This is a genomic window from Halobacillus salinus (assembly GCF_004684905.1).
Lineage (GTDB): Bacteria > Bacillota > Bacilli > Bacillales > Halobacillaceae > Halobacillus > Halobacillus salinus.
Genome location: NZ_SRJC01000010.1, coordinates 1 through 23708, shown reverse-complemented (window position 1 = coordinate 23708; position 23708 = coordinate 1). Strand labels below are relative to the sequence as shown.

Sequence of the window (23708 nt, the reverse complement as noted above, 5' to 3'; positions counted from 1 at the left end):
TTGTTTTTCTTTTCCGAAATAATTTTTTGGATAAAAAGAGGTAATATGGTGGACAATGGTAAAGAGGGGCATTGGCTAGAGAATGGATAAAAAATATATTGCCATAATTACACTGCATATCCGCTCTTTGAGCAAAAAATCCATTCACAGGGTGTATAGGTTTTTCTTGCTGAATCATACTAACTGTAATCACCTGCTTATTCTGCATGCGCTTATCAGAATAGTTTAGGCCCACATCACAGAAAGGGAGGCAGCATAAGAATGAAAGCAACAGGCATTGTCCGACGTATTGATGATCTAGGTCGAGTTGTAATACCGAAAGAAATTCGCCGTACATTACGTATCCGTGAAGGAGATCCACTAGAGATTTTTGTGGACCGTGAAGGGGAGGTTATTCTCAAGAAGTATTCCCCGATCAGCGAGCTAGGTGATTTCGCGAAAGAATATGCAGAAGCATTAAGTGAATCGTTGGAAGCCCCAGTGTTGATTTGTGACCGCGATGAGTATATTGCCGTTGCCGGTGGAGTGAAGAAAAGCTACCTCAATCAATCAGTAGGTTCCAAAATTGAAGAAGTGATGGAAGCAAGATCCATGACCATGGAGAAGCACCCAACCCCTATTGAATTTGTCAAAGGGCAAGAAGAAGACGTGACTTCTTATATAATTCATCCTATCATTGCTCAAGGCGATCCAATTGGGTGTGTTGTCGCGATGACAAAGGAAGGATCCCCGCTGGAAGATGGAACAGAGAAGGCAATACATGCTGCTGCCAGTTTCTTGGCCAAGCAGATGGAGTAGAAGTCCCTGAAGGTCAGATCCCTCATATGAATTGGATCTGACCTTTCGCGTTTAGAGCGGCCCTCAACACAAGCCCCTACCCAATAAATTCCCAACCTCATATGGTATAATGCGCATATGACTTTACATAGAAAGAAAGGGTCGGATATGACCAATTCATCTCCTTCTTCCGTGATGAGAGGTGCCATGATTCTAACACTTGCCGGTTTGATCGGAAAAGTGATCAGTGCAGGATATCGTGTGCCGCTTCAAAATATCACTGGGGATTTAGGTTTTTATATTTATCAGCAAGTGTATCCCATTCTAGGGATAGCGCTTATCCTTGCGTTGTATGGATTTCCTGCAGCGGTTTCGAAGCTTGCTTCCGAACACAAAGAAGTATCCCTGCTCACGGTGGTGACAGTGTTATTTATAATCTGCGGTTTCCTATTTTCAATCGGCTATACGCAAGCAGATGAAATTGCCATCATCATGGGGGATCCTAAGCTGGTTCCCTCTTTGCAAGCAGCTTTCTTCGTATTCTTATTTGTGCCATTCTTGTCTGTACTAAGAGGGAACTTCCAGGGAAGTGGTTATATGATACCGACAGCTGCTTCTCAATTAACTGAACAAATAATCCGTGTTGTCGGTATTCTTCTTTCCGCTTGGTTCGCAACCAGATCAGGGGATTTTTATCATGTGGGAAGAGGGGCAGCTTATGCCTCTTGTGCAGCGGCCCTAGGGGCATTGTTTGTTTTAATAGGTTATATGAGAAACCACTCCCGTTCGTTTCACTGGCATTGGAGTCGTTCAATTACGTATGTGAGGACCATTGTTCTATACGGTATGTTCATCAGCTTGAATTACACCCTGCTGCTTTCCTTGCAGGGGATCGATGCCCTCACACTTATTCCGGGCTTTGTGAAGGCTGGTTTCACCCTAGAGGAGGCGAAGGTTGCAAAAGGCGTGTTCGATCGTGGACAGCCTCTTATTCAGCTTGGAACGGTTCTCGCTTCTTCGGTGGCACTTGCTCTCATTCCAGCGGTTACACGAGAACGTTGGTCTAATCAACAGGAACGAACGCTAGATTCTATCATTTCGGCGGTCAAGTTCAGCTTTATCATTTCCGCCGCGGCGACACTTGGACTTATTCTCTTATTCCCCGTCATCAATCCGCTGTTTTTCCTTGATGGAAAAGGGACGGGTGCTTTGCAACTCTTGATGCTTGTAGTTGTTGTCAGTTCGTTAGTCATGACGACAGCATCTGTGCTCCAAGGCTTGGGTTATATAAGGACAACTGCCTTTCTGATCCTTGGAGGAGCCTTGTTGAAGTGGCTTTGTAACTTATGGCTTGTACCGGCATTTGGTCTGAACGGAGCGGCTGTTAGCTCTGTCGTGGCTGTTACTTTCGTTTTATTTGGAAATGTCGTAACCTTAGGACGAGAAATGCCGTTCGCAAGTTGGTCGTCTCTTCCGTTTCGACAAGTAACCTTCTCCCTCTTGTTTATGACCGTCGTAGTGAGGGGGGCGATGTTACTCAGTCCTTTGTTCAGAGGAGAACGTCTTCTTTTACTATTCTTTACCTTAGCAGTTGTTGGCGCAGGGGCCCTCGTTTATCTATTGTCTTTATTGAGGCTCGGAGCTTTCACTAAGAAGGAAGTAGAGGGGCTGCCTATGAGTAAATGGTGGATGAGAGTATTACCGAAAGGATGAGAACTATGAAGACTATTCACATATTAGGACTGGGAGCTGGGGATCTCGAGCAATTACCACTTGGAGTCTACCGGAAACTTCTTCAATATAAAGGAACCATTTATACAAGAACCTTGGACCACCCTGTAGTGGAGGACCTGCAAAGTGAAGGGGTAGAGTTCAGCAGTTTTGATGAGGTCTACAAACAGCACGATGGGTTTGTAGATGTGTATGAAACCATTGTGAAACAGCTGATTGAGAAAGAAGAGGATGTGCTGTACGTAGTGCCGGGACACCCGATGCTTGCAGAGCGAACCGTACAGTTATTAATCGAAGCTCGCGACGCTGGGACGATTGAGTTGGTCATTGAAGGAGGACAGAGTTTCCTTGATGCCACGTTCCAAGCACTTGAAATAGATCCGATCGAGGGATTTCAGTTTTTCGATGCATTGGATGTACAGCCAGCTCACCTTCAACTGATGAACCACACGATTTTCTGCCAAGTGTACGATACGATGGTTGCTTCTGAGTTAAAGTTGATGTTACTGGAAGATCTATCGCCTGATTACCCGGTTACGATTGTTACAGCAGCAGGAAGCAAGGGCCAGAGACTCACAACGGTCCCTTTGGAAGAATTGGATCGTTCTGTTGAAGTGAATAACTTAACGAGTGTCTACGTGCCTCCTGTTCAGGAAGATCAATTGAACCATCAATTCTTCCGTCTGAGGGAAGTGATTCGTCGCTTGCGTGCACCAGGTGGCTGTCCTTGGGACCAGAAACAAACACACGAATCCTTAAGGAAATACTTGATTGAAGAAGCCTACGAATTCATCGATGCAGTCAACCGTGAAGATGACGATAACATGATTGAAGAACTGGGCGATGTCCTTCTTCAAGTAATGCTGCACAGTCAGATCGGAGAAGATGATGGCTTCTTTACGATCGGAGACGTCATTCAGTCGGTTACAGACAAAATGATTCGCCGCCACCCACATGTATTTGGTCAGGTGACAGTGAACGATGCAGAAGAAGTCGTGACAAATTGGGAAGCTATCAAGCAAGTGGAGAAAGGAAAAAAGCCTACTTCACTACTAGACAGCATTCCGACAAGCTTCCCCGGCTTATTGCAGGCCGAAGAGCTCCAGAAGAAAGCGGCGAAGGTAGGGTTTGATTGGGATGACGTTGCACCTGTCCTCGAAAAAATGCAGGAAGAATGGCAGGAATTTGAGGAAGCGAGAGAGAACAACAACAGAGAAGAGATGGAAAAGGAATTCGGAGATTATCTCTTCGCACTCGCTAATGTTGCACGGCACTATAAATTGAATAGTGAACAAGCACTGCAACGAACAAACACCAAGTTTCGCACTAGGCTTCAGGCGATGGAGCGGACCGTCCAGGAGCGTAACGACACTTTAGAAAGCTATTCCTTAGAAGAACTAGAGGAATTATGGATTGATGCAAAAGAGAAGAACAAAGGAGCGGAATAATGATGCGTTTAGATAAATTCTTGAAAATATCCCGGTTAATCAAGCGGCGCACACTGGCAAAAGAAGTGGCTGATCAAGGGCGTATTGCTATTAATGGTAACCCCAGTAAGGCTGCGACAAATGTTTCTGTCGGTGACGAGCTGAAGATCCAATTCGGTCAGAAGGTCTTGACGATCGAAGTGAAATCATTGCGGGAAAACGTAAATAAGAATGAAGCATCTACCTTGTATGAGATCAAGAAAGAAGAACCTGTACAATAAAGAGAGGGAAGAGGGTGTCACGTTGTTTTCGTGTCATCCTCTTTTTTTGTAGTTAACTTGGGCATTGTTCTATTTCCCTTTCCTTTCTCATAGCTTGTACTAGAGAAGGGGGCTGTAACTAATGGAAACTTATGATAAAAACCATACGATGCGCAGTCAACAACAAGCCGAGCATAATGTGAAGGTGTGGAATAGAAGAAACATCGAGATCTCCGGAGTGAAAGAAGTGGACAGCTTCGATAGTGAAGAGTTTCTGCTTCAAACATCTATGGGGTATCTCGTCGTCCGGGGACAAAACTTACAAATGAAAAACTTGGACTTAGAATCAGGGATCGTCTCGATTAAAGGAAAAATGTATGAAATGACGTATTTGGATGAGCATCAGGGAGAAAAAGCTAAAGGACTCTTTAGCAAGCTGTTCAAATGACGCTCACCACTCAGTTTGTCACCATATTGGCCATGCTTGGCGGTGGCGCAATTGTGGGTGCTTCGTTGGATACGTTTGAACGCTTTTTTCATAAGCGGAATAAAAAGAGCTGGTTAGAGATCGTATACCAGCTCGGCTTTTGGCTTTGTCAGGCATCTATTCTTTTTTATTTGCTTTATTTAGCGAATTACGGAGAGCTCAGGGTTTACGTGTTCGTTGCCATCGTATGCGGGTTTGCCATGTACAAAGCATTATTGCAGAAGGTGTATATGAAGTGCCTTAATATCGGGATTCGTATTATGAGTTCGATTTTGCAATTCTTGAAGAAAACCGGATATTATTTGATTGTTGTTCCGGTTCGGACATTAATTTTATTTGTTATTTCTTTACTTTTATTGGTTTATAAGATAGTTTGGAAGGGTATAACTATTGTGTTCCATGTCATTTATTTACCTTTAAAGTGGATTTTTAGCATGATTTGGCGACTGCTGCCGAAAAATGTGAAAAAATACTTACGGTATTTAAAAGGGATTTCGGCTAAAATAAAGAATATATTCACTAGCTGGAAAAGCAAGGATTAATAAACAAAGGAGGCTGAATACGTCCATGGCAAAGAAGCAGTCCGAGTCGGTCGCACGTTTAGATTCTACATACATGCAGCATTACGATGCATACATGGAACGACACCAGCGTAAGAAGAAGCGTCTCGTCCGCCGCATTGTTATGTTTGCTGTTCTCGTGATGATCGTAGCAGGCTCCATGGTGTTTTATCATATTAAACAACAGACTGTTTATGCAGAAAAGAAAGAACAGTATGAGCAAATGCAAGAAAACATGCAAGCTTTGAAGCAAGAGGAGAAAGATTTAGAACAGGAAATCGAACTTTTGAATAATGAAGAGTATGTCCTGCAAATTGCCAGAACGAACTACTTCTTCTCAAAAGAAGGCGAAATTATCTTTAAAATGCCTAATGAGGACCCATTATATTGACACTCTTTTCAAAGCTTATATATAATATATAAGTAAGGCTATTTATCGAAAATTTTAAGGAGGAGCATTTTTTTTATGTCAATTGAAGTAGGCAGCAAGCTGCAGGGTAAGGTAACGGGTATCACTAATTTCGGAGCTTTCGTTGAGCTTCCAGATGGAAAGACAGGGCTCGTTCACATTAGTGAAGTTGCCGATAACTATGTAAAAGACATTAATGATCACTTAAGCCAGGGTGACCAGGTGGAAGTGAAAGTCATCAATGTCGGAGATGATGGAAAGATCGGATTATCCATCAAGAAAGCAAAAGAAAACACGAATCGTCGTCCGCCAAAGCCTCGCAAACCGGCTGAATCGTTCGAACAGAAAATGAACCGTTTCATGAAGGATAGCGAAGAGCGCTTAACATCTTTGAAGAAGCACACTGAGTCTAAGCGTGGTGGCCGAGGTGCTAAACGCGGATAAACTTGCTGTCTAGGACAATGAGTAAAAGGTGCACGTTCATATAAAAGGAGCAGATTCCATACGGAATCTGCTCTTTTTTGTTTATGGACTCCGGCATTTGAGGACATGTCTGAACAAGAAACATGCAGGCTGCTCGCACTGCATGTTTGAATTAGCCCACTCTATTCAATGGTACGTGGGAAGCGTTGGTAGTTAGCGTTCCTTTCCCACTCATCGAAGCGATCAGGCTGTTTAAGCTTGCCGTCATTTCTGCTAAGGATTGCACGTTGGTCAACATGTGCTGCATCGATTGATGTTGGAACTTCGAAGCCTCCAAGACATGCTTGTTTTGAGTCTTCGCTTGTTTTGTGAAATGAACGAGTTTGTCAAAGGTTTCCGTAATGGATTGAGTACTGGATAGCAGTTCTTGTGTGGCGGACCTCACTTCATGCGTCCGCTCTTCTACATCTGTCGACTTCCCTTGAAGCTCATGAAACACCTCAGCCATCTCTGATAACTGTTCACGGTTGTGTGCTACTTGACTAACGCTCCGAGTAGAAGAATTGTTTGCTTCTTGGATATCCTCGAGAATTGATTGGACAATAACCAGGATTCGCTGCGTTGCTTCTTCTGATTGGAGTGCTAGTTTTCTTACTTCATCTGCTACGACACTGAACCCTTTGCCGTGTTCTCCGGCGCGTGCGGCTTCAATAGAGGCATTGAGTGCCAGGAGGTTCGTACTTTCGGTTATCTTCGAGATTTCCTCTGTAATACTTCCGATCTCTGTCGAGCGTGAATGCAAAGCAATCAGTCCGTCGTTGGTTTCTTGGATGCTGGACCGAGTCATTTGCATATCGGATACAACATCCTCTATCTGGTTTTGAACGCGCTTGGTTTGTAGGACGGTGTCTTGTGCTTGAGTGGAGACAGCTTCGATGCTGCTGTCGATCTGTTCAATAGCCGATTGGACCTCAGAAATATAAATAGCATTTTGTTCTGTTTCCGATACCATGTAATCCGCATGTTGATTGCGATCTTTTAATAAAGTCGTTACTTTCTCAAACGATTGAGTTGCTTTCTCAGAGTCAGCCCCTAATGTATCAACTGTAGATTTCACGGAACGCCCCATATCATCGATTTGTTTGAATAAAGATTGGATACGTTCTTGTTTCTCTTGGTTGGATCGTTCCAGGCTCGTCGTATAGCGATTTTTCACAACGATTTGATACGAAGTGCCGGCGCTTGTCAGTACCAAGTAGAAGGCATGTAAAGCAAACATGAACCACGTATAGCTAGAGGAGCCATAGAGGAACTCGGTTCCTGCGAACATCGCAATAATATGGAAGAATGCAAAAAGGCTGGTCATTAGACTGATGGTATCTATTCGGTCGTAAAAAGCGATCAAGGCGACGACCAGGAAAATAGAAAAGTGATAAACGACCATGCCTTCGCCGTTTACAATCATAGCTAAACTGATAAAGGTAAAGGTAAGGCTCATCAACCACGGGATTTTTTTATCGGTTGAATGGAATCGGTAAACGCTGAAGGTGAGTAAAGTTAATACCATGGGGATTCCTAAAGTGATATAAAGGTAGGGTTCATACAATTGAAAATAGGAACCACCTGAAATGTTATTGTTCATGGGCATGAATCTGTGGACGAAATGGATAATCCAAGCAACAGCTATGCCGATGACGGCAAACAGTAGCATTGTTTTGTTTTTTTGGTTGGTCAAATTGGGTTCTTCCTTCCTATGATGTGGTACAAAGGATACGTTCCCTACATCCGAAGTCCCAAACCCCCGTGAGTACCTGTCAATGTGTTGGAGTGTGCTACTTGAAGAAAGCTTCCTATAAAATAATGGATTCGACTAAATGATTATAAAAAAAGACGCTTCCTCATGATGAGGAAGCGTCTTTATTAGGACAAGAATGCTTCTAGATGACCCGTACGGGATTCGAACCCGTGATACCGCCGTGAAAGGGCGGTGTCTTAACCACTTGACCAACGGGCCTTATGTAAGATGAAAAAATGGTAGCGGCGGAGGGGATCGAACCCCCGACCTCACGGGTATGAACCGTACGCTCTAGCCAGCTGAGCTACACCGCCATTTGTTTGTGTGCTTTTCATAAGCACAAGGAATATAGTACACCATCCAAAAAAAAGTGTCAACAAGAAAATAAAATATCAGAGTAGTCTGTCTTTTCGCTAGGGAAATATCGTGGATTATAGGTGGTTAAGTAGACGAGTGGGAGAGAATTTGTAGAAACAGTCTCCGACCATGAGAAAACCATCGAAACTTTTGTTACCGCTCTCCTGTTGTTTTGACAAAATGCTAGCTTCTCTATGTGATTTAATAGATTCCAACAGGGAGAAGGAGTGATGAAGATGTTACAAGCATTAACGAAGCGTGGAGATCAGCAAGTGGTCAAACAGTCAGGGATTCAAAGAGGGATGCAGCGGTTGTCGATGGGGACGTACACGTTTTTGATGGATAAGGGTGTCTTTCATATGGTGCTGGCCGTCTTACTAGGAAGAGCAATTATACTATCTTCTATGGCTCCGTTCGGTGTCGCGTTTCTAGCGGTGATGTGGTGGCTGAAGCGTCCGCTGGTGATACCAGTTACGATCATGATGGCAGCAGGGGCATCTACATATAGTGTAGGGCACGCGGGGTTTATCGCAGGAGCGTCGGCGACTTTTTTGCTCTTAAGTCTGGGGCTGTACAAAACAAGTCACCCCCAGAGATGGCTGCCGCTGATCGCATTGTTCGCTAGTTTGATCCCGAGAACGGCGAGCTTGGCTCTACTAGATAGGTGGCAGCTCTACGAACTTTCGTTAATGGTAGCCGAAGGAGTTCTCAGTTTTATCCTTGTACTTATCTTTATGCAGAGCATTCCGCTCTTATCACCACAAAGATACCAACCGACACTGAAAAATGAAGAAATCGTCTGTTTGATCATTTTGCTGGCCTCTGTACTCACAGGGATGATCGGCTGGGAGATTTCAGGTGTTGCGGTTGTTGACATATTTGCCAGGTACTTAGTAATCCTTCTTGCGTATATTGCAGGAGCGGCGATCGGATCTACGGTCGGCGTTGTCACAGGTTTAGTCCTCAGTCTATCGAATATGGAACATGTCTATCAAATGAGCCTTCTCGCTTTTTCTGGATTGCTAGGGGGATTGTTGAAAGAAGGGAAAAAAGCGGGAGTCAGTGCTGGACTTATTGTCGGCACGTTACTTATTGGGTTTTATGTAAGTAACGGGGCCTATTTGCCATCTTCGCTTTGGGCGACGGCATGGGCCGTTTTATTATTTGTTTTGACCCCTAATTCATGGGTGAAGAGGATCTCAAGGCATATACCAGGAACCGATGAGCACGAACATGAACAACAAAAGTACTTACAAAAAGTCCGTGATGTCACGGCTGTTCGAGTCGGAAAATTTTCCGACGTGTTTCAAGCATTATCCAAAAGCTTCAGTCATCTCGAAGTTCCTAGAGAAAAGGAGGAGGAAGAAGCAGAAGAGGTGGATTATTTTCTCAGTCATGTAACAGAAAAGACCTGCCAATCCTGTTTCAAGAAAGAAAAATGTTGGGTCAACCAGTTTGATGATACCCATCAACTCATGACCGATTTGATGATGGAATTGGATGATAAAGGAGAAGCAAGCCGGGTCTTACGTAAAAATGTGGACCAGCATTGTGTGAAGTCGCAGAAACTGATCGACACCATGAATCATGAGCTGTCGTTCTATCACGCGAATAAACAATTGAAAAAACAAGTGCTGGAAAGTCGCCGGTTTGTAGCGGAGCAGCTCCAAGGTGTATCAGAAGTCATGAATAATTTTGCTGCGGAAATTGTGAAAGAGCGTGAACATCATGAAGAGAAAGAACAAATCATCTATAAAGCTTTAGAACGAATGGGGATGGTCATCCAAAAACTAGAAATCTATTCATTGGATTCAGGAAATATGGATCTGGAACTGATTGTCGAGCTCGATGACTATAGGGGGGAAGGGGCGAAGATCATTGCACCAGTTCTTTCGGATATTTTAGGGGAAACGATTGTCGTGACGATGGAAGAGATTTCTCCGTATCCAAGTGGACGGTGTTATTTAACATTCGGATCAGCAAAGCACTATGCGATTGAATCAGGCGTTGCGCACGCAGCCAAAGGAGGAGGATTCATTTCAGGTGATAGCTTTACCATGATGGAACTTGGGAGGGGTAAATATGCGTTAGCGATCAGTGATGGAATGGGAAATGGCCAACGAGCACATGAGGAGAGTATGGAAACACTGCGTTTGCTGAAGCAGATTTTGCAATCAGGCATTCAGGAATCGGTAGCGATCCAGTCTATCAATTCGATTCTCTCCTTACGTACGAATGATGAGATATTCTCAACACTCGATCTTGCAGTAATCGATTTACATCAAGCTACATCTAAATTCATTAAAGTCGGAAGTACACCTACCTTCATCAAGAGGGGGCGGCAGATCCTGACGGTTGAAGCGGGGAACTTACCGATGGGAATCATCCCAGAGGTGGATGTAGATATGACGAGTGAACAGTTAAAAGCAGGCGATTTGATGATTATGATGAGTGATGGTCTATTCGAAGGACCTAAGCATGTCGAGAATGTGGAGGTGTGGCTGAAGCGTAAGATAAGGGAAATTACAAGTGATGATCCGCAAGAAGTGGCGGACTTATTGTTAGAGGAAGTGATCCGCACTCAAGCAGGATCAATCGGGGATGATATGACTATTCTTGTCGCTCGTATCGACCGGTATATGCCGGAGTGGTCCTCGATCCGTATTGACAAAAAAGAGGCGTAGCCTGCGTATAATCTCCTCCTTTTTCGGCGATGATGGTGACAACGAATCAGGAGGGATGACGACTATGAAACCAGGCCGTTTAAAGCAGATTCTTTTATTAACAGATGGATGCTCAAACCATGGAGAAGACCCGATTGCTGTAGCCGCGCTCGCAAGAAATCAAGGGGTAACGGTCAATGTGATTGGCGTTCTTGACGATCAGCAGAAGAGCCAGCCACAAGGGTTGGAAGAAGTTGAATCAATAGCTGAGGCAGGTGGAGGCGTCAGTCAAATTGTATATCAGAAAAGTTTGTCCCAAACCGTGCAAATGGTAACGAGACAAGCCATGACTCAAACGATTCAAGGAGTCGTTAATAAAGAATTGCAACAGATCTTAGGGAAAGGTCAGTCAATCGAAGAACTTCCTCCAGAGAAGCGGGGCGAAGTCGTCGAAGTCGTTGATGATCTCGGTGAGACATGCGATTTGGAAGTATTGGTATTAGTAGATACCAGTGCCAGTATGCATCATAAGCTGCCTACTGTTAAAGACGCCCTTTATGACCTTTCTTTAAGTTTGAATGCGCGTTCTGGTGAGAACCACTTCAGTGTGTTCTGTTTTCCGGATGCTAAACATACAATCAGAAAAATGATTGATTGGACACCAGAGCTCGGGGACATGAATCGGGTGTTTTCGAAGTTGTCCAGTGGCGGATACACACCGACAGGCCCAGCACTTAAAGAAGCGCTGTACGCTTTTACAGAGAGACCAATACGAGGAATGCAAGATGGAGTCGATCCTTATGAAGAAACCGGCTTCTAATTTATACCCAGGGATGAGTGTGCGTGGAAAGTGGAGCGGACGTCGATATACCATCATCCGTGAACTTGGTGAGGGGGCGTGTGGAAAGGTCTTTTTATGCAAAAACGATCAAGGGGACACGTATGCCCTCAAAGTCGGCACAGACAGCGCGCGGATGATGCTTGAGGTGAATATGCTTAAGAAGTTCAGCAAGGTCCAAGGCGTCAAGCTTGGGCCTTCTTTCATTGACGTAGACGACTGGGTGACGAATAAAGGAACGTATCCCTTTTATGTGATGGAATATATCAAAGGGGAATCGCTTCCTTCTTTTTTAAAAGGGAAGACCAAAGACTGGATTGGCGTATGCGCGATCCAGCTGCTCACGCACTTAGAAAATCTTCACAAAGCAGGGTACGTATTTGGTGACTTGAAAACGGATAACGTATTAATGTGTCAATCACAGCTTAGGTGGATAGATGTCGGAGGAGTAACAGCAATCGGAAGAGCGATCAAAGAGTACACCGAGTTTTATGATAGAGGGTATTGGGGGATCGGCTCACGTAGAGCAGAACCTTCCTATGATCTGTTCGCCGTAACAATGATTATGATGGAGATGGCCTATCCGCATCGATTTGAGAAGGGGGCACATCCGAGAAAGACACTGGAAGCGAAAGCTGGATCTTCTGTCTGGCTCAAACCTTACCGGGCATTTCTGTTGCAATGCTGGCAAGGGAAATATCAGGATGCGACTCAAATGAAACTGGCCCTTTCTCGGATTGTTATGAAGCGGAATAAATCAAAGTCGAATTCTTCTCCATCAAGAGTACAGTCAAGAGACAGAAAAGTACGATCTGAGAAGGCGGAGATGGTGACGATATCTGCCTTCGTCACGGCATTTCTAGGGCTTTCTATATATAGCTTCTGGCTGTAAGTGTTTTCTTTTGCAGAACCTAAGAAGAATGGTACGATGGAAGGAAGAAATAAACAACTTGTAATGAACGGGAGTGAACCGACCAATGGAACAGCTCGTCGATTCGTTCATTAAGAGACTCCAACTATTTAGCCCAGAAGAAACAATCCTGGTGGCTGTATCCGGAGGGCCCGATTCCATGGCGTTGCTGCATTACCTATGCAGTATCCGTGAGGAGTGGTCATGGAACGTGACTGCCATATCGGTAGACCACGGGCTCAGGGGACAGGAGTCGGCCGACGATCTCGCTTATGTAGAGCGGATTTGTAGAGAATGGGACGTCCCATTTGTCGGCGCGACGGTGGATGTTAAAGGATATAAACAGATGGGAGGTCTTGGAACCCAGGAAGCTGCTCGCAAGCTTCGTTATCAAGTGCTTGAGAACGAAATGTCCCGCTTGGCTGCAGATGTTTTGGTTACGGCACATCATGGCGATGATCAAATCGAAACAATGATGATGCAGATGACAACAAGTGCGCGGCCGGAAGCCGTTCAAGGGATCCCTGCTAATCGCCCATTCGGAACAGGGCGACTCGTCAGACCTTTCCTCATCTTATCGAAGAAGGAAATCGAAGGGTACGTTAAGTTACATGATATTGACCCGAGAATCGACCCTTCTAATAAAGATACAGCTTATAAGAGAAATGCATACCGGAAAAACGTTGTTCCTTATTTAAAAGAGCAGAACCCAAGACTCCACCGACATATGCAGGCGATGAGTGAGCGCGTTCGTGAGGATCAAGCGTACATACGGAAGCAAGCAGAAAGCGTATTGGAAGAAGTGGATTTTGGCACGGAGTTCACAAAATCGGCACGTTTCTCAATAGAAACTTTCAAAACATTCCCGCTTGCTTTACAAAGGAGTGCCTTTCATCTAATATTGAACTATCTGTATGTGGACAAAACAGAAGATATTTCCTATTTGCATGAGGAAATGTTTTTCAACTTATTAAATGAATCAAAACCGAACGCAGAGCTCCACTTTCCTCAGGGATTATCCATCGTTCGAGCCTATGATGAGGTGACACTTTCTTTTGCTAAGAAAGCCGATCACACGTCCTTTCAATATGAAATCTCTGTCGGTGAAACGATCGAGTTCGAGGACGGGCATTTGTCGGCGGAATGGACGGAATTTGCACAAGAAGAAGGGACCTATGATTTTGTTTGTGATGCTCATCACGTACAATTCCCTCTTTTGGTGAGAACAAGAAAAAATGGCGATCGTATGCGTTTAAGGGGAATGAAAGGGTCAAAAAAAGTAAAAGATATTTTTATTGATCAAAAAATTCCTGCGAAAATGCGAGATACGTGGCCCATTGTGACAGACAGCCGAGGTGAAATCCTATGGCTGATTGGTCTTAAAAAAGGTGGGTTCTGTGCATCCAGTGAATCTGGTGTGTGGCTTCGGTTACATTATGAAAATAAAGCAGTTACGTAGGAGGAGCAGAACATGCATAACGAAATTGAAAAGGTCTTGATCTCAGAAGAAGAGATCCAACAAAAGTGTAAAGAGATCGGGGCGCAGCTAACAGAGGAATTTCAAGATCGTTTCCCTTTAGCTATTGGTGTTCTTAAAGGAGCAACGCCATTCATGGCAGATTTATTGAAACGTGTGGAAACTCATTTGGAAATGGATTTCATGGACGTATCAAGCTACCATGGTGGAATGGAATCTTCAGGAGAAGTAAAAATCGTTAAAGATTTAGATACGAAAGTGGAAGGCCGCGACTTACTTATTATTGAAGATATCATCGATAGTGGTTTGACATTGAGTTACTTAGTGGACTTATTCAAATATCGTGGTGCTAAATCTATTAAGATTGTAACGCTTCTCGATAAGCCAACCGGCAGAAGTGCTAACATCAAGGCTGATACGATTGGCTTTGAGGTACCGGATGAGTTTGTTGTCGGGTATGGATTGGATTATGAAGAAAAGTATCGTAACCTTCCTTACATTGGGGTCTTAAAGCCGGAAGTGTACGGTGGTTAAAGCTCAACCGGCGGCAATTAGTTTCAACCGGTTATGGGCAAGGGTAATTAGTTGTGTGGTCCGTTTTGATTATGGTACGATTTACTATAGTTTTTCTCGCTTGGGAGGAGGTAGGCAATGAACCGAATATTTCGTAACACTATCTTTTATTTACTTATCTTCCTCGTTGTTATAGGCGTTGTTGGTCTATTCAGAGGTCAAGGTGAGCCGCAAGAAAACTTCAATGTGCAACAATTTCTTAATAAATTGGAAAACGGTGAAATTGATTCCGTAACGCTTCAGCCTGTCAATGGGGTGATCCAGGCCACAGGTCAAGTGGAAGGTGCTGAAGAGGGCGAAGGAATGTTCGTCGTCAATCTTCCGGAAAATGATCAGGTCATTGCGAATGTCACGCAATTGGCAACAGAGCAAAGCGTTCTTGAGGTAGCTGAAGAATCACAACCGAGTGCATGGGTGACATTTTTAACATCCATCATTCCGTTTATCATTATCTTCATTCTCTTCTTCTTCTTACTTAACCAAGCTCAGGGTGGCGGAAGCCGTGTCATGAACTTTGGTAAGAGTAAAGCGAAGATGTACACAGAAGAGAAGAAGAAAGTACGTTTCAAAGACGTTGCCGGAGCGGACGAAGAGAAACAAGAACTCGTCGAGGTCGTCGATTTCTTGAAAGATCCTCGTAAATTCTCTGCTGTCGGTGCCCGTATCCCGAAAGGTGTCTTACTAGTAGGACCTCCAGGTACAGGTAAAACGTTGCTTGCCCGTGCGGTTGCAGGGGAAGCAGGAGTTCCGTTCTTCTCTATTAGTGGTTCGGACTTCGTTGAGATGTTCGTCGGTGTCGGTGCATCACGTGTACGTGACTTGTTTGAAAACGCGAAGAAGAATGCTCCAGGAATCATCTTCATTGATGAGATCGACGCAGTAGGTCGTCAACGTGGTGCCGGTCTTGGCGGTGGTCACGATGAACGTGAGCAAACATTGAACCAATTGCTTGTCGAAATGGACGGATTCGGCGTTAACGAGGGAATCATCATTATCGCCGCAACAAACCGCCCAGATATTCTAGACCCAGCCTTACTTCGTCCAGGACGTTTCGACCGTCAAATCACGGTAGACCGCCCTGATGTGAAAGGCCGTGAAGCGGTACTAGCTGTACACGCGAAGAACAAGCCGCTTTCTGAGAATGTTGACTTGAAGACTATTGCTCTTCGTACACCAGGGTTCTCTGGTGCGGACTTAGAGAACTTGCTGAACGAAGCTGCTCTAGTAGCTGCACGTGCAGACAAGAAACAAGTCGATATGGACGATGTCGATGAGGCGATTGATCGTGTCATTGCAGGTCCAGCGAAGAAGAGTCGTGTCATCTCGAAGAAAGAGCGCGATATCGTTGCTCACCACGAGAGTGGACACACGGTTATAGGTATGGTCTTGGATGATGCGGATATGGTTCACAAGGTAACTATCGTTCCACGTGGCCAAGCTGGTGGTTATGCAGTAATGCTTCCGAAAGAGGACCGTTACTTCATGACGAAGCCAGAATTGTTCGATAAGATCACTGGTCTGCTTGGTGGTCGTGTAGCCGAAGAAATCATCTTCGGCGAAGTGAGTACAGGTGCTCATAACGACTTCCAACGTGCAACAAGCATTGCCCGTAAGATGGTAACCGAATACGGTATGAGTGAAAAACTCGGACCGCTTCAATTCGGGTCAAATTCCGGAGGTCAAGTGTTCCTAGGTCGCGATATTCAGAACGAACAGAATTACTCGGATCAAATCGCTTATGAGATTGATTCTGAAGTGAAGAATTTCATTGAGTATTGCTACGATCGAGCGAAGCAAATCCTAACTGAAAATAAAGATAAGCTTGAGTTAATTGCTCAAACATTACTAGATGTAGAAACATTGGATGCAACAGAAATTCGCTCTTTATTCGATAAAGGCCGTATGCCGACAGATGAAGAGTTAGAAGAGATTGCTCGTAAGAACAACGAGAAAATCAAGAACAATACATCTTCAGGTCATGATGACGAAGAAGATGTACGTGTAAACATCCAATCCAAGGAAGAAGAGGAAAATGAAGAAGCGCCTTCTGAAAATCCTTCTTCTAAGGAAGAGGAGTCAGGGGACTCTGATCAGCCTCGTTCTTAAAGCAAAGGCGCGTGCCTTATGCAACCTATCAAAAAACCACACCCACCCTTACTAAAGGCGGTGTGGTTTTCTGTGTGTCTCGTGGTTTAAGTATTAATAGTCAAAAGTGGAATTGTGATATGATGGAAGCCGAAGGAAAAGGCACAGGAGGCTGTAAGCATGAATTTTGTCCTTGATGTGGGTAACACCAACACGGTTCTCGGTGTATTTGACCAAGGGGAATTAAAATATCAATGGAGAATCAAAACCGATCGACATAAAACCGAAGACGAATTCGGGATGTTGATCAAGTCTTTGTTCGATCATGAGGGATTGCGGTTTGAAGATATGGATGGTGTCATTATATCTTCTGTTGTCCCACCGATAATGTTTGCGCTGGAGCGCATGTCTCAGTACTACTTTAATAAAAAGCCTATGATCATCGGAGATGGGAAAGTAGATCACGGGTTGCCGATGAAATATCCGAATCCTGAAGAGATCGGGGCAGACCGAATCGTGAATGCTGTTGGAGCTAGTGGCGAATACCCGTTACCTCTTGTCATTATCGATTTCGGTACGGCTACGACGTATTGTTATATCAATGAAAAGGGAGAATATTTGGGAGGTGCCATTGCGCCAGGGATCAATATCTCAATGGAGGCTCTTTACGCAAAAGCAGCCAAGCTGCCGAAAATTGAAATCAAACGTCCAGACCATGTCATCGGACAAAGTACTGTCGAAGCCATGCAGGCTGGAGTTTTTTATGGATATGTAGGTCAAGTCGATGAAGTGGTGGCGCGTATGAAGCAAACAGGAGATGTCGCCCCTACAGTTGTTGCGACAGGTGGGCTGGCTTCCCTTATTGCTGATCAGTCCAGTACAATCGATTACGTAGACCACCACCTTACACTGAAAGGTCTTCATAAGATCTATCAAAGAAATAAAGAAACATTTAAAGGAGAATGATACGCAATGTCAGATTATTTAGTTCGTGCAATGGCCTATGAAGGTCAAGTCCGTGCTTATGCTGTCCAATCCACTGACACAGTTGAGGAGGCACGCCGTCGACAAGACACGTGGGTAACACCGACTGCTGCTTTGGGGCGTACCTTGACCATCAGTTCTATGATGGGGGCTATGTTGAAAGGTGAAGATAAGTTAACAATTAAGATAGAGGGTGACGGCCCTGCTGGGGCAATTATTGCTGACGCCAACTCTAAAGGAGAGGTGCGCGGGTATATTAAGAACCCTCACGTAGACTTTGATTCCAATGAACAAGGCAAATTGGACGTTGCAAGCGCCGTAGGAACTGCCGGGACGTTAAGTGTTGTGAAGGACCTCGGCATGAGAGATCATTTCACTGGGCAAGTCCCACTTGTTTCCGGGGAAATAAGTGAGGATTTCACGTATTATTTCGCGAACTCTGAACAAGTCCCATCCGCAGTAGGTGCGGGAGTTATTGTGGGTACGGATTATACAACGCTTGCTGCTGGAGGATTTATCATTCAAATGATGCCGGGAGCAGACGAAGAAACGACTGCCGAAATTGAGAAGCGTCTTTCAGAGATGCCTTCCATCTCTGGTTTAGTCAAAGAAGGAAAGTCACCCGAGCAAATTCTTCATACAGTTCTTGGAGAAGAAAATGTGGAAGTTCTCGACACCCTTCCAATCCAATTCAAGTGCCGCTGCTCACGTGAAAGAGTAGAGACAGCTATCGCAAGTCTTGGTGACGAAGAAATCCAACGTATGATAGACGAGGACCAAGGTGCAGAAGCGAAGTGTCATTTCTGCAACGAAGACTATCAGTTTGATGTAGAACAACTAAAAGAACTTCAATCTTCAGCATCTGAGTAATCATGATTTTCTGAACAGGTTGATATACTAAGAGCGGAACAATTGCTGTTTCGCTCTTTTCTTTATTGGGTAACCTTTAAATGTGATTGAATAGTTTGACATTATCTCGGAATTTCAGTACATTTAGGTTAAATCCTATAAAAATACTTGGTTTTAGGAGTGAGTTGATGAGAATAGCGAATAACGTGAGTGAATTAGTAGGGCAAACCCCTATGGTCAAATTGAACGGAAGTGCAGATGAGGATAGTGCAGATATCTATTTGAAGCTGGAATACATGAACCCTGGAAGTTCTGTGAAAGACAGAATAGCCCTTTCAATGATTGAGGAAGCTGAGAAAGCAGGCAACCTTAAAGATGGAGATACCATTATCGAGCCGACAAGTGGAAACACTGGTATTGGTCTTGCGATGATTGCTGCCGCTAAAGGGTACAAGGCAATCTTAGTAATGCCGGATACAATGAGCCAGGAACGACGCAACTTACTACGTGCTTACGGTGCAGACCTTGTCTTGACTCCGGGTAGTGAAGGGATGAAGGGTGCCATCAAGAAAGCATCTGAACTTCAAGCACAACACGGCTATTTTATGCCTCAACAATTCAACAATGAAGCGAACCCGTTGATTCATGAAAAAACAACAGGTCCAGAAATTGTAGAACAAATGGGTGACCAACTTGATGCCTTTGTAGCAGGGATCGGAACAGGTGGAACGATTACGGGTGCGGGTAAAGTGTTGAAACAACAATATCCAGACATCCAAATCGTTGCAATCGAGCCTGAGGGGTCTCCTGTATTGTCTGGAGGAAATCCAGGACCACATAAGATTCAGGGAATCGGAGCTGGATTTGTTCCAGGTATCTTAAATACGGAAATCTACGATGAAGTGTATCAAGTAACACAGGAAGATTCTTTTGCTGCCGCTCGCGAAGCAGCTCGCAAAGACGGAATCCTGGGCGGAATTTCTTCTGGTTCTGCGATCCACGTTGCCAAACAGGTTGCGAAGAAGTTAGGCAAAGGGAAAAAGGTTGTAGCGATTATTCCAAGTAACGGAGAGCGCTACCTTTCAACACCACTTTACCAATTCGACGAAGAATAACATGAAAAGCATTGACGGCGAGAGCTGGTCAATGCTTTTTTATGCTTTTGTGGACATGATACCTCGGTTTAAATGGTGTAAGATGAGAAGAAGGATTTCTACAGAAGGAAGGGCTGCTCGTGGGTTACTTATTAAAAACAAAAGAGAAAACATATGATTTATCAAAAGAGACCCTTGTCATGGGGATCTTAAACGTTACTCCAGATTCCTTCTCAGACGGGGGACACTACAATAATGTGGAGGCTGCTGTGGAACAGGCCGTCCAAATGGAGAAGGATGGTGCTCACATTATTGATGTCGGAGGAGAGTCAACGAGACCGGGGCACGACCCTGTGTCAGAACTGGAAGAATTAGATCGTATCCTTCCGGTTATACGCGCTGTAAAGGACGCTGTTCAAATTCCGATATCCATTGATACTTACAAAGCGGAAGTGGCCAGCCAAGCAGTGCAAGCTGGAGCATCGATTATTAATGACGTCTGGGGAGCTAAAGAGCAACCTGCCATTGCAAAAATTGCGGCCCACTGTAACGTGCCAATCATTTTAATGCAAAACCGTCCTAAAAGGGACTACGATTCTATCATTGAAGACATGAAGCAGGACCTTGAAGAGAGCATCGCGATTGCAAAAGCAGCAGGTGTTAAAGAAGAAAATATCATCTTGGATCCTGGTATAGGTTTTGCTAAAACACCGGAAGATAACCTTATTGTGATGCGGAACCTGGAACAATTCCATAGCCTTGGGTATCCGCTGTTGCTTGGGAGTAGTCGCAAATCCTTTATCGGACTGACACTTGATCTACCGAAAGAGGACCGGGTGGAAGGCACGGGAGCGACAGTTTGTTATGCCGTTTCCCAGGGCATACACATAGTAAGAGTACATGATGTAAAACCGATAGCTAGAATGACAAAAATGATGGATGCCATGATAGGAAAGGGTGAAGAGAGTGGATAAGATATATGTGAACCAGATGGAGTTCTGGGGGTATCACGGGCTTTTTCCAGAAGAGAATAAATTAGGACAGCGTTTCTATGTAGATGCTGAGCTTGAGTTAGACTTGAAACCTGCCTCGACTTCTGACGACATGAACAAATCGATCAACTATGCAGAAATCTATGAAATCACAAAGAAAGTTGTAGAGGGTAAAGCCTATAACCTCGTTGAGTCTGTAGCGGAGCAGATTGCTAGTGAACTGTTGAATCAATTCGAGATACTTGATGCATGTAGAATCAAAATGTACAAGCCCGATCCACCAATCCCGGGGCATTATCAATCCGTTGCAATTGAGATATATCGGAGTCGCCAGTGAATCATACAGCTTTTATCGCCCTTGGTTCTAACCTTTCTGAGAGGGAGCGTTATCTAGCCCGCGCTCTCCAACTACTCGACAAACATCAAGCGGTGGAATTGGTGGAGAAGTCTTATGTCTATGAAACGGAACCAGTAGGCTATACAGATCAAAGTGATTTTTTGAATATGGTCGTTAAAGTGCAGACTACGTTAACTCCTTTAGAATTATTGGAGCAGTGCCAGTCTATTGAACAAGAGCTCGGGCGTGAGCGAGTCGTAAAGTGGGGACCGCGCACGATAGACCTTGATATCTTACTATATGATGATGAAAATATAGAACGGGAGCGACTTATTATCCCGCATCCTCACATGCATGAGCGTGCATTTGTTATGGTTCCGCTTCGGGACGTGGCGCCAAACGTGACCATTCCAGGGCGCGATCAAACAGTTAGCGCAATGATAAACCAGTTGCCGGAGTCTGATGTGAATGACATGAAAGTGTGGGGAAGCATTTAGACATGGAGGTTTCGCCCTTTAGCCAAGAAACGACCATACGCGGGTAAGTGAACGTAAGATCGTTGACACGGTTGAAGGACTTTTCTATACTAAACGATAGACAGTCTACTGCCAGTTTCTCGCTGGCAGTTTTTATTATTGAAGCGGAGTTTACGTAACTTTTATAGATAAGGAATGGAGTGATTATCATGTCAGAAGAACTCAATGAACAAATGCAGGTGCGCCGCGATAAATTGAATTCTTACTTGGAGCAGGGGATGGATCCGTTCGGCGGGAAATTTGAACGAACGAATTTATCAGAAGAACTTGTCGAAAAGTATGATTCATTCTCGAAAGAAGAGCTGGAAGAAAAACAGGTACCTGCAACAATCGCAGGTCGTATCATGACCAAACGCGGTAAAGGGAAAGCAGGTTTCACACATATCCAGGACGTAAGTGGACAAATCCAATTGTATGTTCGTAAAGATGAGATTGGGGAAGAAGCTTACGACGTATTCAAAACAGCTGACCTCGGTGATATCGTAGGGGTTACAGGTGTTATGTTCAAAACGAACGTAGGGGAGCTCTCGGTAAAAGCGTCCGAATTTCATCTGTTGACGAAATCTCTTCGTCCACTGCCGGAGAAATTCCACGGTTTACAAGATGTGGAGCAGCGTTATCGTCAACGTTACTTGGACTTGATCACGAACCCGGGAAGTCGTGACACATTCATTACAAGAAGTAAAATCATTCAATCCATGCGCCGTTACCTAGACGGGTTAGGATTCCTTGAAGTGGAAACCCCTCTTATGCACGGAATTCCGGGCGGAGCATCAGCGCGTCCGTTTATCACTCACCACAATGCGCTGGACATGCAACTATACATGCGTATTGCGATCGAGCTTCACTTGAAGCGACTAATCGTAGGTGGCTTGGAGAAGGTATATGAAATCGGACGAGTATTCCGTAATGAAGGTGTCTCTACTCGACACAACCCAGAATTCACTATGCTTGAGTTATACGAAGCGTATGCGGATTATCACGACGTGATGGATCTAACTGAAAACATGGTCGCTCATATTGCAGAAGAGGTGCTGGGTTCCACTACCGTCACTTACAACGAACAAGCCATTGACTTGAAACCGAACTGGGCACGTCTTCATATGGTAGATGCCATCAAAGACTACACTGGTGTGGACTTCTGGGAGAGGATGACAGACGAGAAGGCAAAAGAACTTGCTCATGAACACGGCATCGAAATCAAAGATACTATGACATTCGGTCATATAGTGAACGAATTCTTTGAACAGCGTGTAGAAGATAAACTTATTCAGCCGACCTTCATCTATGGTCACCCAGTGGAGATTTCTCCGCTTGCTAAACAGAACGATGAAGACAAACGATTCACGGATCGTTTCGAACTGTTCATCGTAGGACGCGAACATGCTAATGCGTTCTCTGAATTGAATGACCCAATCGATCAACGTGAACGCTTCGAAGCACAACTTAAAGAGCGTGAAGAAGGAAACGACGAAGCGCACATGATGGACAATGACTTCATTGAAGCATTAGAGTACGGTATGCCTCCGACAGGCGGACTAGGAATCGGGATCGACCGTCTAGTAATGCTATTAACAGATTCTCCATCCATTCGAGACGTATTACTATTCCCTCAAATGAGAAATCGCGAATCTTAATGTAAAAGCCCCTCGCTTCTTGCGAGGGGCTTTTTATAAGAAAAGATATATTTTATTGGATTTACTCTTGTATCAACGAATATACCGTGGTATATTATTACTTGTCGCAAAAAAGCCGACAACACTTGAAAGCCGCAAAAAATATCATGAAAAAGTTATTGACTAAAACAAGAACAACGTGGTATATTAATTAAGTCGCAAAAACGACGCGGCAAACACAATCAAAAACATTTCAAAAAAAGTTATTGACAAATAACGAAGCGAAATGTTATGATAGTCAAGTCGCTGTTTTGAACAGCAGACACAATTTGATCTTTGAAAACTGAACGAACCAACCAGTACGTCAATATTTTTCTTCTTAGTGAAGAAAAGACAACGAAGCACATTCGGTGTGCAAATGAGCAAGTCAAACTTAACTTTTATGGAGAGTTTGATCCTGGCTCAGGACGAACGCTGGCGGCGTGCCTAATACATGCAAGTCGAGCGCAGGAAGCGAGTTGATCCCCT

The 23708-nt window shown here is 44.4% G+C and carries 22 protein-coding genes, 2 tRNA genes and 1 rRNA gene; 22 read left to right on the top strand and 3 right to left on the bottom strand.

Features of this window, described 5'->3' with window-relative positions:
• Nucleotides 1-261: 261 nt before the first annotated feature.
• From spoVT to E4663_RS18955, 8 genes are all read left to right on the top strand, one after another.
• Entirely contained in the window at nucleotides 262-798 is a 537-nt protein-coding gene (gene spoVT / locus E4663_RS18990) for a stage V sporulation protein T (protein WP_135328768.1), read from the top strand.
• A gap of 147 nt (nucleotides 799-945) precedes the next feature.
• A complete protein-coding gene (locus E4663_RS18985; RefSeq protein WP_135328767.1) occupies nucleotides 946-2490 on the top strand; it encodes a putative polysaccharide biosynthesis protein in 1545 nt (514 codons plus the stop codon).
• A 5-nt stretch (nucleotides 2491-2495) separates the two neighbouring features.
• Complete coding sequence (yabN, locus tag E4663_RS18980; RefSeq protein ID WP_135328766.1) at nucleotides 2496-3956, top strand: bifunctional methyltransferase/pyrophosphohydrolase YabN; 1461 nt, start codon at nucleotides 2496-2498, stop codon at nucleotides 3954-3956.
• A 2-nt stretch (nucleotides 3957-3958) separates the two neighbouring features.
• Nucleotides 3959-4216, top strand: a complete 258-nt coding sequence (locus E4663_RS18975; RefSeq protein WP_079477440.1) for an RNA-binding S4 domain-containing protein — start codon at nucleotides 3959-3961, stop codon at nucleotides 4214-4216.
• 148 nt (nucleotides 4217-4364) lie between these two features.
• Nucleotides 4365-4643, top strand: a complete 279-nt coding sequence (gene yabP / locus E4663_RS18970; RefSeq protein WP_135328782.1) for a sporulation protein YabP — start codon at nucleotides 4365-4367, stop codon at nucleotides 4641-4643.
• A complete protein-coding gene (gene yabQ, locus E4663_RS18965; RefSeq protein ID WP_079477398.1) occupies nucleotides 4640-5224 on the top strand; it encodes a spore cortex biosynthesis protein YabQ in 585 nt (194 codons plus the stop codon). The genes yabP and yabQ overlap by 4 nt, the downstream gene beginning before the upstream one ends.
• A 25-nt stretch (nucleotides 5225-5249) precedes the next feature.
• Nucleotides 5250-5633: an FtsB family cell division protein gene (locus E4663_RS18960; protein WP_079477397.1), complete on the top strand. Its 384-nt coding sequence runs from the start codon at nucleotides 5250-5252 to the stop codon at nucleotides 5631-5633.
• Nucleotides 5634-5708: 75 nt separating this feature from the next.
• Entirely contained in the window at nucleotides 5709-6095 is a 387-nt protein-coding gene (locus tag E4663_RS18955; RefSeq protein WP_079477396.1) for a S1 domain-containing RNA-binding protein, read from the top strand.
• 151 nt (nucleotides 6096-6246) lie between these two features.
• Here the strand turns inward: E4663_RS18955 and E4663_RS18950 are convergent, their stop codons facing one another.
• The 3 genes from E4663_RS18950 to E4663_RS18940 form a co-directional block, all read right to left on the bottom strand.
• A complete protein-coding gene (locus tag E4663_RS18950; protein WP_135328765.1) occupies nucleotides 6247-7809 on the bottom strand; it encodes a methyl-accepting chemotaxis protein in 1563 nt (520 codons plus the stop codon).
• Between the two features lie 207 nt (nucleotides 7810-8016).
• Nucleotides 8017-8088: transfer RNA gene (locus E4663_RS18945), tRNA-Glu, on the bottom strand.
• An 18-nt stretch (nucleotides 8089-8106) separates the two neighbouring features.
• A tRNA-Met gene (locus tag E4663_RS18940) sits at nucleotides 8107-8183 on the bottom strand.
• 279 nt (nucleotides 8184-8462) lie between these two features.
• Here E4663_RS18940 and spoIIE point away from each other — a divergent pair.
• The 14 genes from spoIIE to E4663_RS18870 all read left to right on the top strand — a co-directional run.
• On the top strand, nucleotides 8463-10910 hold the full coding sequence (spoIIE, locus tag E4663_RS18935) for a stage II sporulation protein E (RefSeq protein WP_079477394.1): 2448 nt from the start codon (nucleotides 8463-8465) through the stop codon (nucleotides 10908-10910).
• A gap of 64 nt (nucleotides 10911-10974) precedes the next feature.
• Nucleotides 10975-11709 (top strand): vWA domain-containing protein, encoded by a 735-nt coding sequence (locus E4663_RS18930; RefSeq protein ID WP_079477393.1) that lies wholly within the window; start codon nucleotides 10975-10977, stop codon nucleotides 11707-11709.
• A complete protein-coding gene (locus E4663_RS18925; protein ID WP_135328764.1) occupies nucleotides 11690-12619 on the top strand; it encodes a protein kinase domain-containing protein in 930 nt (309 codons plus the stop codon). The genes E4663_RS18930 and E4663_RS18925 overlap by 20 nt, the downstream gene beginning before the upstream one ends.
• Nucleotides 12620-12692: 73 nt before the next feature.
• The gene (tilS, locus tag E4663_RS18920) at nucleotides 12693-14096 is read left to right on the top strand and encodes a tRNA lysidine(34) synthetase TilS (RefSeq protein ID WP_241657243.1); all 1404 of its coding nucleotides are present in this window, start codon (nucleotides 12693-12695) and stop codon (nucleotides 14094-14096) included.
• 12 nt (nucleotides 14097-14108) lie between these two features.
• Nucleotides 14109-14648, top strand: coding sequence for a hypoxanthine phosphoribosyltransferase (gene hpt, locus E4663_RS18915; protein WP_079477390.1), 540 nt, complete (start codon nucleotides 14109-14111; stop codon nucleotides 14646-14648).
• Between the two features lie 117 nt (nucleotides 14649-14765).
• Nucleotides 14766-16793: an ATP-dependent zinc metalloprotease FtsH gene (ftsH, locus tag E4663_RS18910; protein ID WP_079477389.1), complete on the top strand. Its 2028-nt coding sequence runs from the start codon at nucleotides 14766-14768 to the stop codon at nucleotides 16791-16793.
• A gap of 159 nt (nucleotides 16794-16952) precedes the next feature.
• Entirely contained in the window at nucleotides 16953-17738 is a 786-nt protein-coding gene (locus E4663_RS18905) for a type III pantothenate kinase (RefSeq protein ID WP_079477388.1), read from the top strand.
• A gap of 6 nt (nucleotides 17739-17744) precedes the next feature.
• The gene (hslO, locus tag E4663_RS18900) at nucleotides 17745-18626 is read left to right on the top strand and encodes an Hsp33 family molecular chaperone HslO (protein WP_079477387.1); all 882 of its coding nucleotides are present in this window, start codon (nucleotides 17745-17747) and stop codon (nucleotides 18624-18626) included.
• A 167-nt stretch (nucleotides 18627-18793) separates the two neighbouring features.
• The gene (gene cysK, locus E4663_RS18895; protein WP_176140510.1) at nucleotides 18794-19720 is read left to right on the top strand and encodes a cysteine synthase A; all 927 of its coding nucleotides are present in this window, start codon (nucleotides 18794-18796) and stop codon (nucleotides 19718-19720) included.
• Between the two features lie 179 nt (nucleotides 19721-19899).
• On the top strand, nucleotides 19900-20673 hold the full coding sequence (gene folP, locus E4663_RS18890) for a dihydropteroate synthase (protein ID WP_135328780.1): 774 nt from the start codon (nucleotides 19900-19902) through the stop codon (nucleotides 20671-20673).
• Nucleotides 20666-21028, top strand: coding sequence for a dihydroneopterin aldolase (gene folB, locus E4663_RS18885; RefSeq protein ID WP_079477385.1), 363 nt, complete (start codon nucleotides 20666-20668; stop codon nucleotides 21026-21028). Before folP ends, folB begins: the two co-directional genes overlap by 8 nt.
• Entirely contained in the window at nucleotides 21025-21525 is a 501-nt protein-coding gene (gene folK, locus E4663_RS18880) for a 2-amino-4-hydroxy-6-hydroxymethyldihydropteridine diphosphokinase (protein WP_135328763.1), read from the top strand. Before folB ends, folK begins: the two co-directional genes overlap by 4 nt.
• A 188-nt stretch (nucleotides 21526-21713) precedes the next feature.
• Nucleotides 21714-23201, top strand: a complete 1488-nt coding sequence (lysS, locus tag E4663_RS18875) for a lysine--tRNA ligase (RefSeq protein WP_135328762.1) — start codon at nucleotides 21714-21716, stop codon at nucleotides 23199-23201.
• A gap of 418 nt (nucleotides 23202-23619) precedes the next feature.
• Nucleotides 23620-23708, top strand: a 16S ribosomal RNA gene (locus tag E4663_RS18870); the annotation flags it as partial.

Excerpts from the sequence above, each read along its gene's own strand:
- E4663_RS18975 (WP_079477440.1), top strand. The coding sequence starts at position 3,959 with ATGCGTTTAGATAAATTCTTGAAAATATCCCGGTTAATCAAGCGGCGC.
- E4663_RS18960 (WP_079477397.1), top strand. The coding sequence starts at position 5,250 with ATGGCAAAGAAGCAGTCCGAGTCGGTCGCACGTTTAGATTCTACATAC.
- E4663_RS18985 (WP_135328767.1), top strand. The coding sequence starts at position 946 with ATGACCAATTCATCTCCTTCTTCCGTGATGAGAGGTGCCATGATTCTA.
- yabQ (WP_079477398.1), top strand. The coding sequence starts at position 4,640 with ATGACGCTCACCACTCAGTTTGTCACCATATTGGCCATGCTTGGCGGT.
- hslO (WP_079477387.1), top strand. The coding sequence starts at position 17,745 with ATGTCAGATTATTTAGTTCGTGCAATGGCCTATGAAGGTCAAGTCCGT.
- ftsH (WP_079477389.1), top strand. The coding sequence starts at position 14,766 with ATGAACCGAATATTTCGTAACACTATCTTTTATTTACTTATCTTCCTC.
- E4663_RS18955 (WP_079477396.1), top strand. The coding sequence starts at position 5,709 with ATGTCAATTGAAGTAGGCAGCAAGCTGCAGGGTAAGGTAACGGGTATC.
- spoIIE (WP_079477394.1), top strand. The coding sequence starts at position 8,463 with ATGTTACAAGCATTAACGAAGCGTGGAGATCAGCAAGTGGTCAAACAG.
- lysS (WP_135328762.1), top strand. The coding sequence starts at position 21,714 with ATGTCAGAAGAACTCAATGAACAAATGCAGGTGCGCCGCGATAAATTG.
- E4663_RS18930 (WP_079477393.1), top strand. The coding sequence starts at position 10,975 with ATGAAACCAGGCCGTTTAAAGCAGATTCTTTTATTAACAGATGGATGC.
- E4663_RS18905 (WP_079477388.1), top strand. The coding sequence starts at position 16,953 with ATGAATTTTGTCCTTGATGTGGGTAACACCAACACGGTTCTCGGTGTA.
- E4663_RS18925 (WP_135328764.1), top strand. The coding sequence starts at position 11,690 with ATGAAGAAACCGGCTTCTAATTTATACCCAGGGATGAGTGTGCGTGGA.
- yabP (WP_135328782.1), top strand. The coding sequence starts at position 4,365 with ATGCGCAGTCAACAACAAGCCGAGCATAATGTGAAGGTGTGGAATAGA.
- cysK (WP_176140510.1), top strand. The coding sequence starts at position 18,794 with ATGAGAATAGCGAATAACGTGAGTGAATTAGTAGGGCAAACCCCTATG.
- hpt (WP_079477390.1), top strand. The coding sequence starts at position 14,109 with ATGCATAACGAAATTGAAAAGGTCTTGATCTCAGAAGAAGAGATCCAA.
- yabN (WP_135328766.1), top strand. The coding sequence starts at position 2,496 with ATGAAGACTATTCACATATTAGGACTGGGAGCTGGGGATCTCGAGCAA.
- folP (WP_135328780.1), top strand. The coding sequence starts at position 19,900 with ATGGGGATCTTAAACGTTACTCCAGATTCCTTCTCAGACGGGGGACAC.
- spoVT (WP_135328768.1), top strand. The coding sequence starts at position 262 with ATGAAAGCAACAGGCATTGTCCGACGTATTGATGATCTAGGTCGAGTT.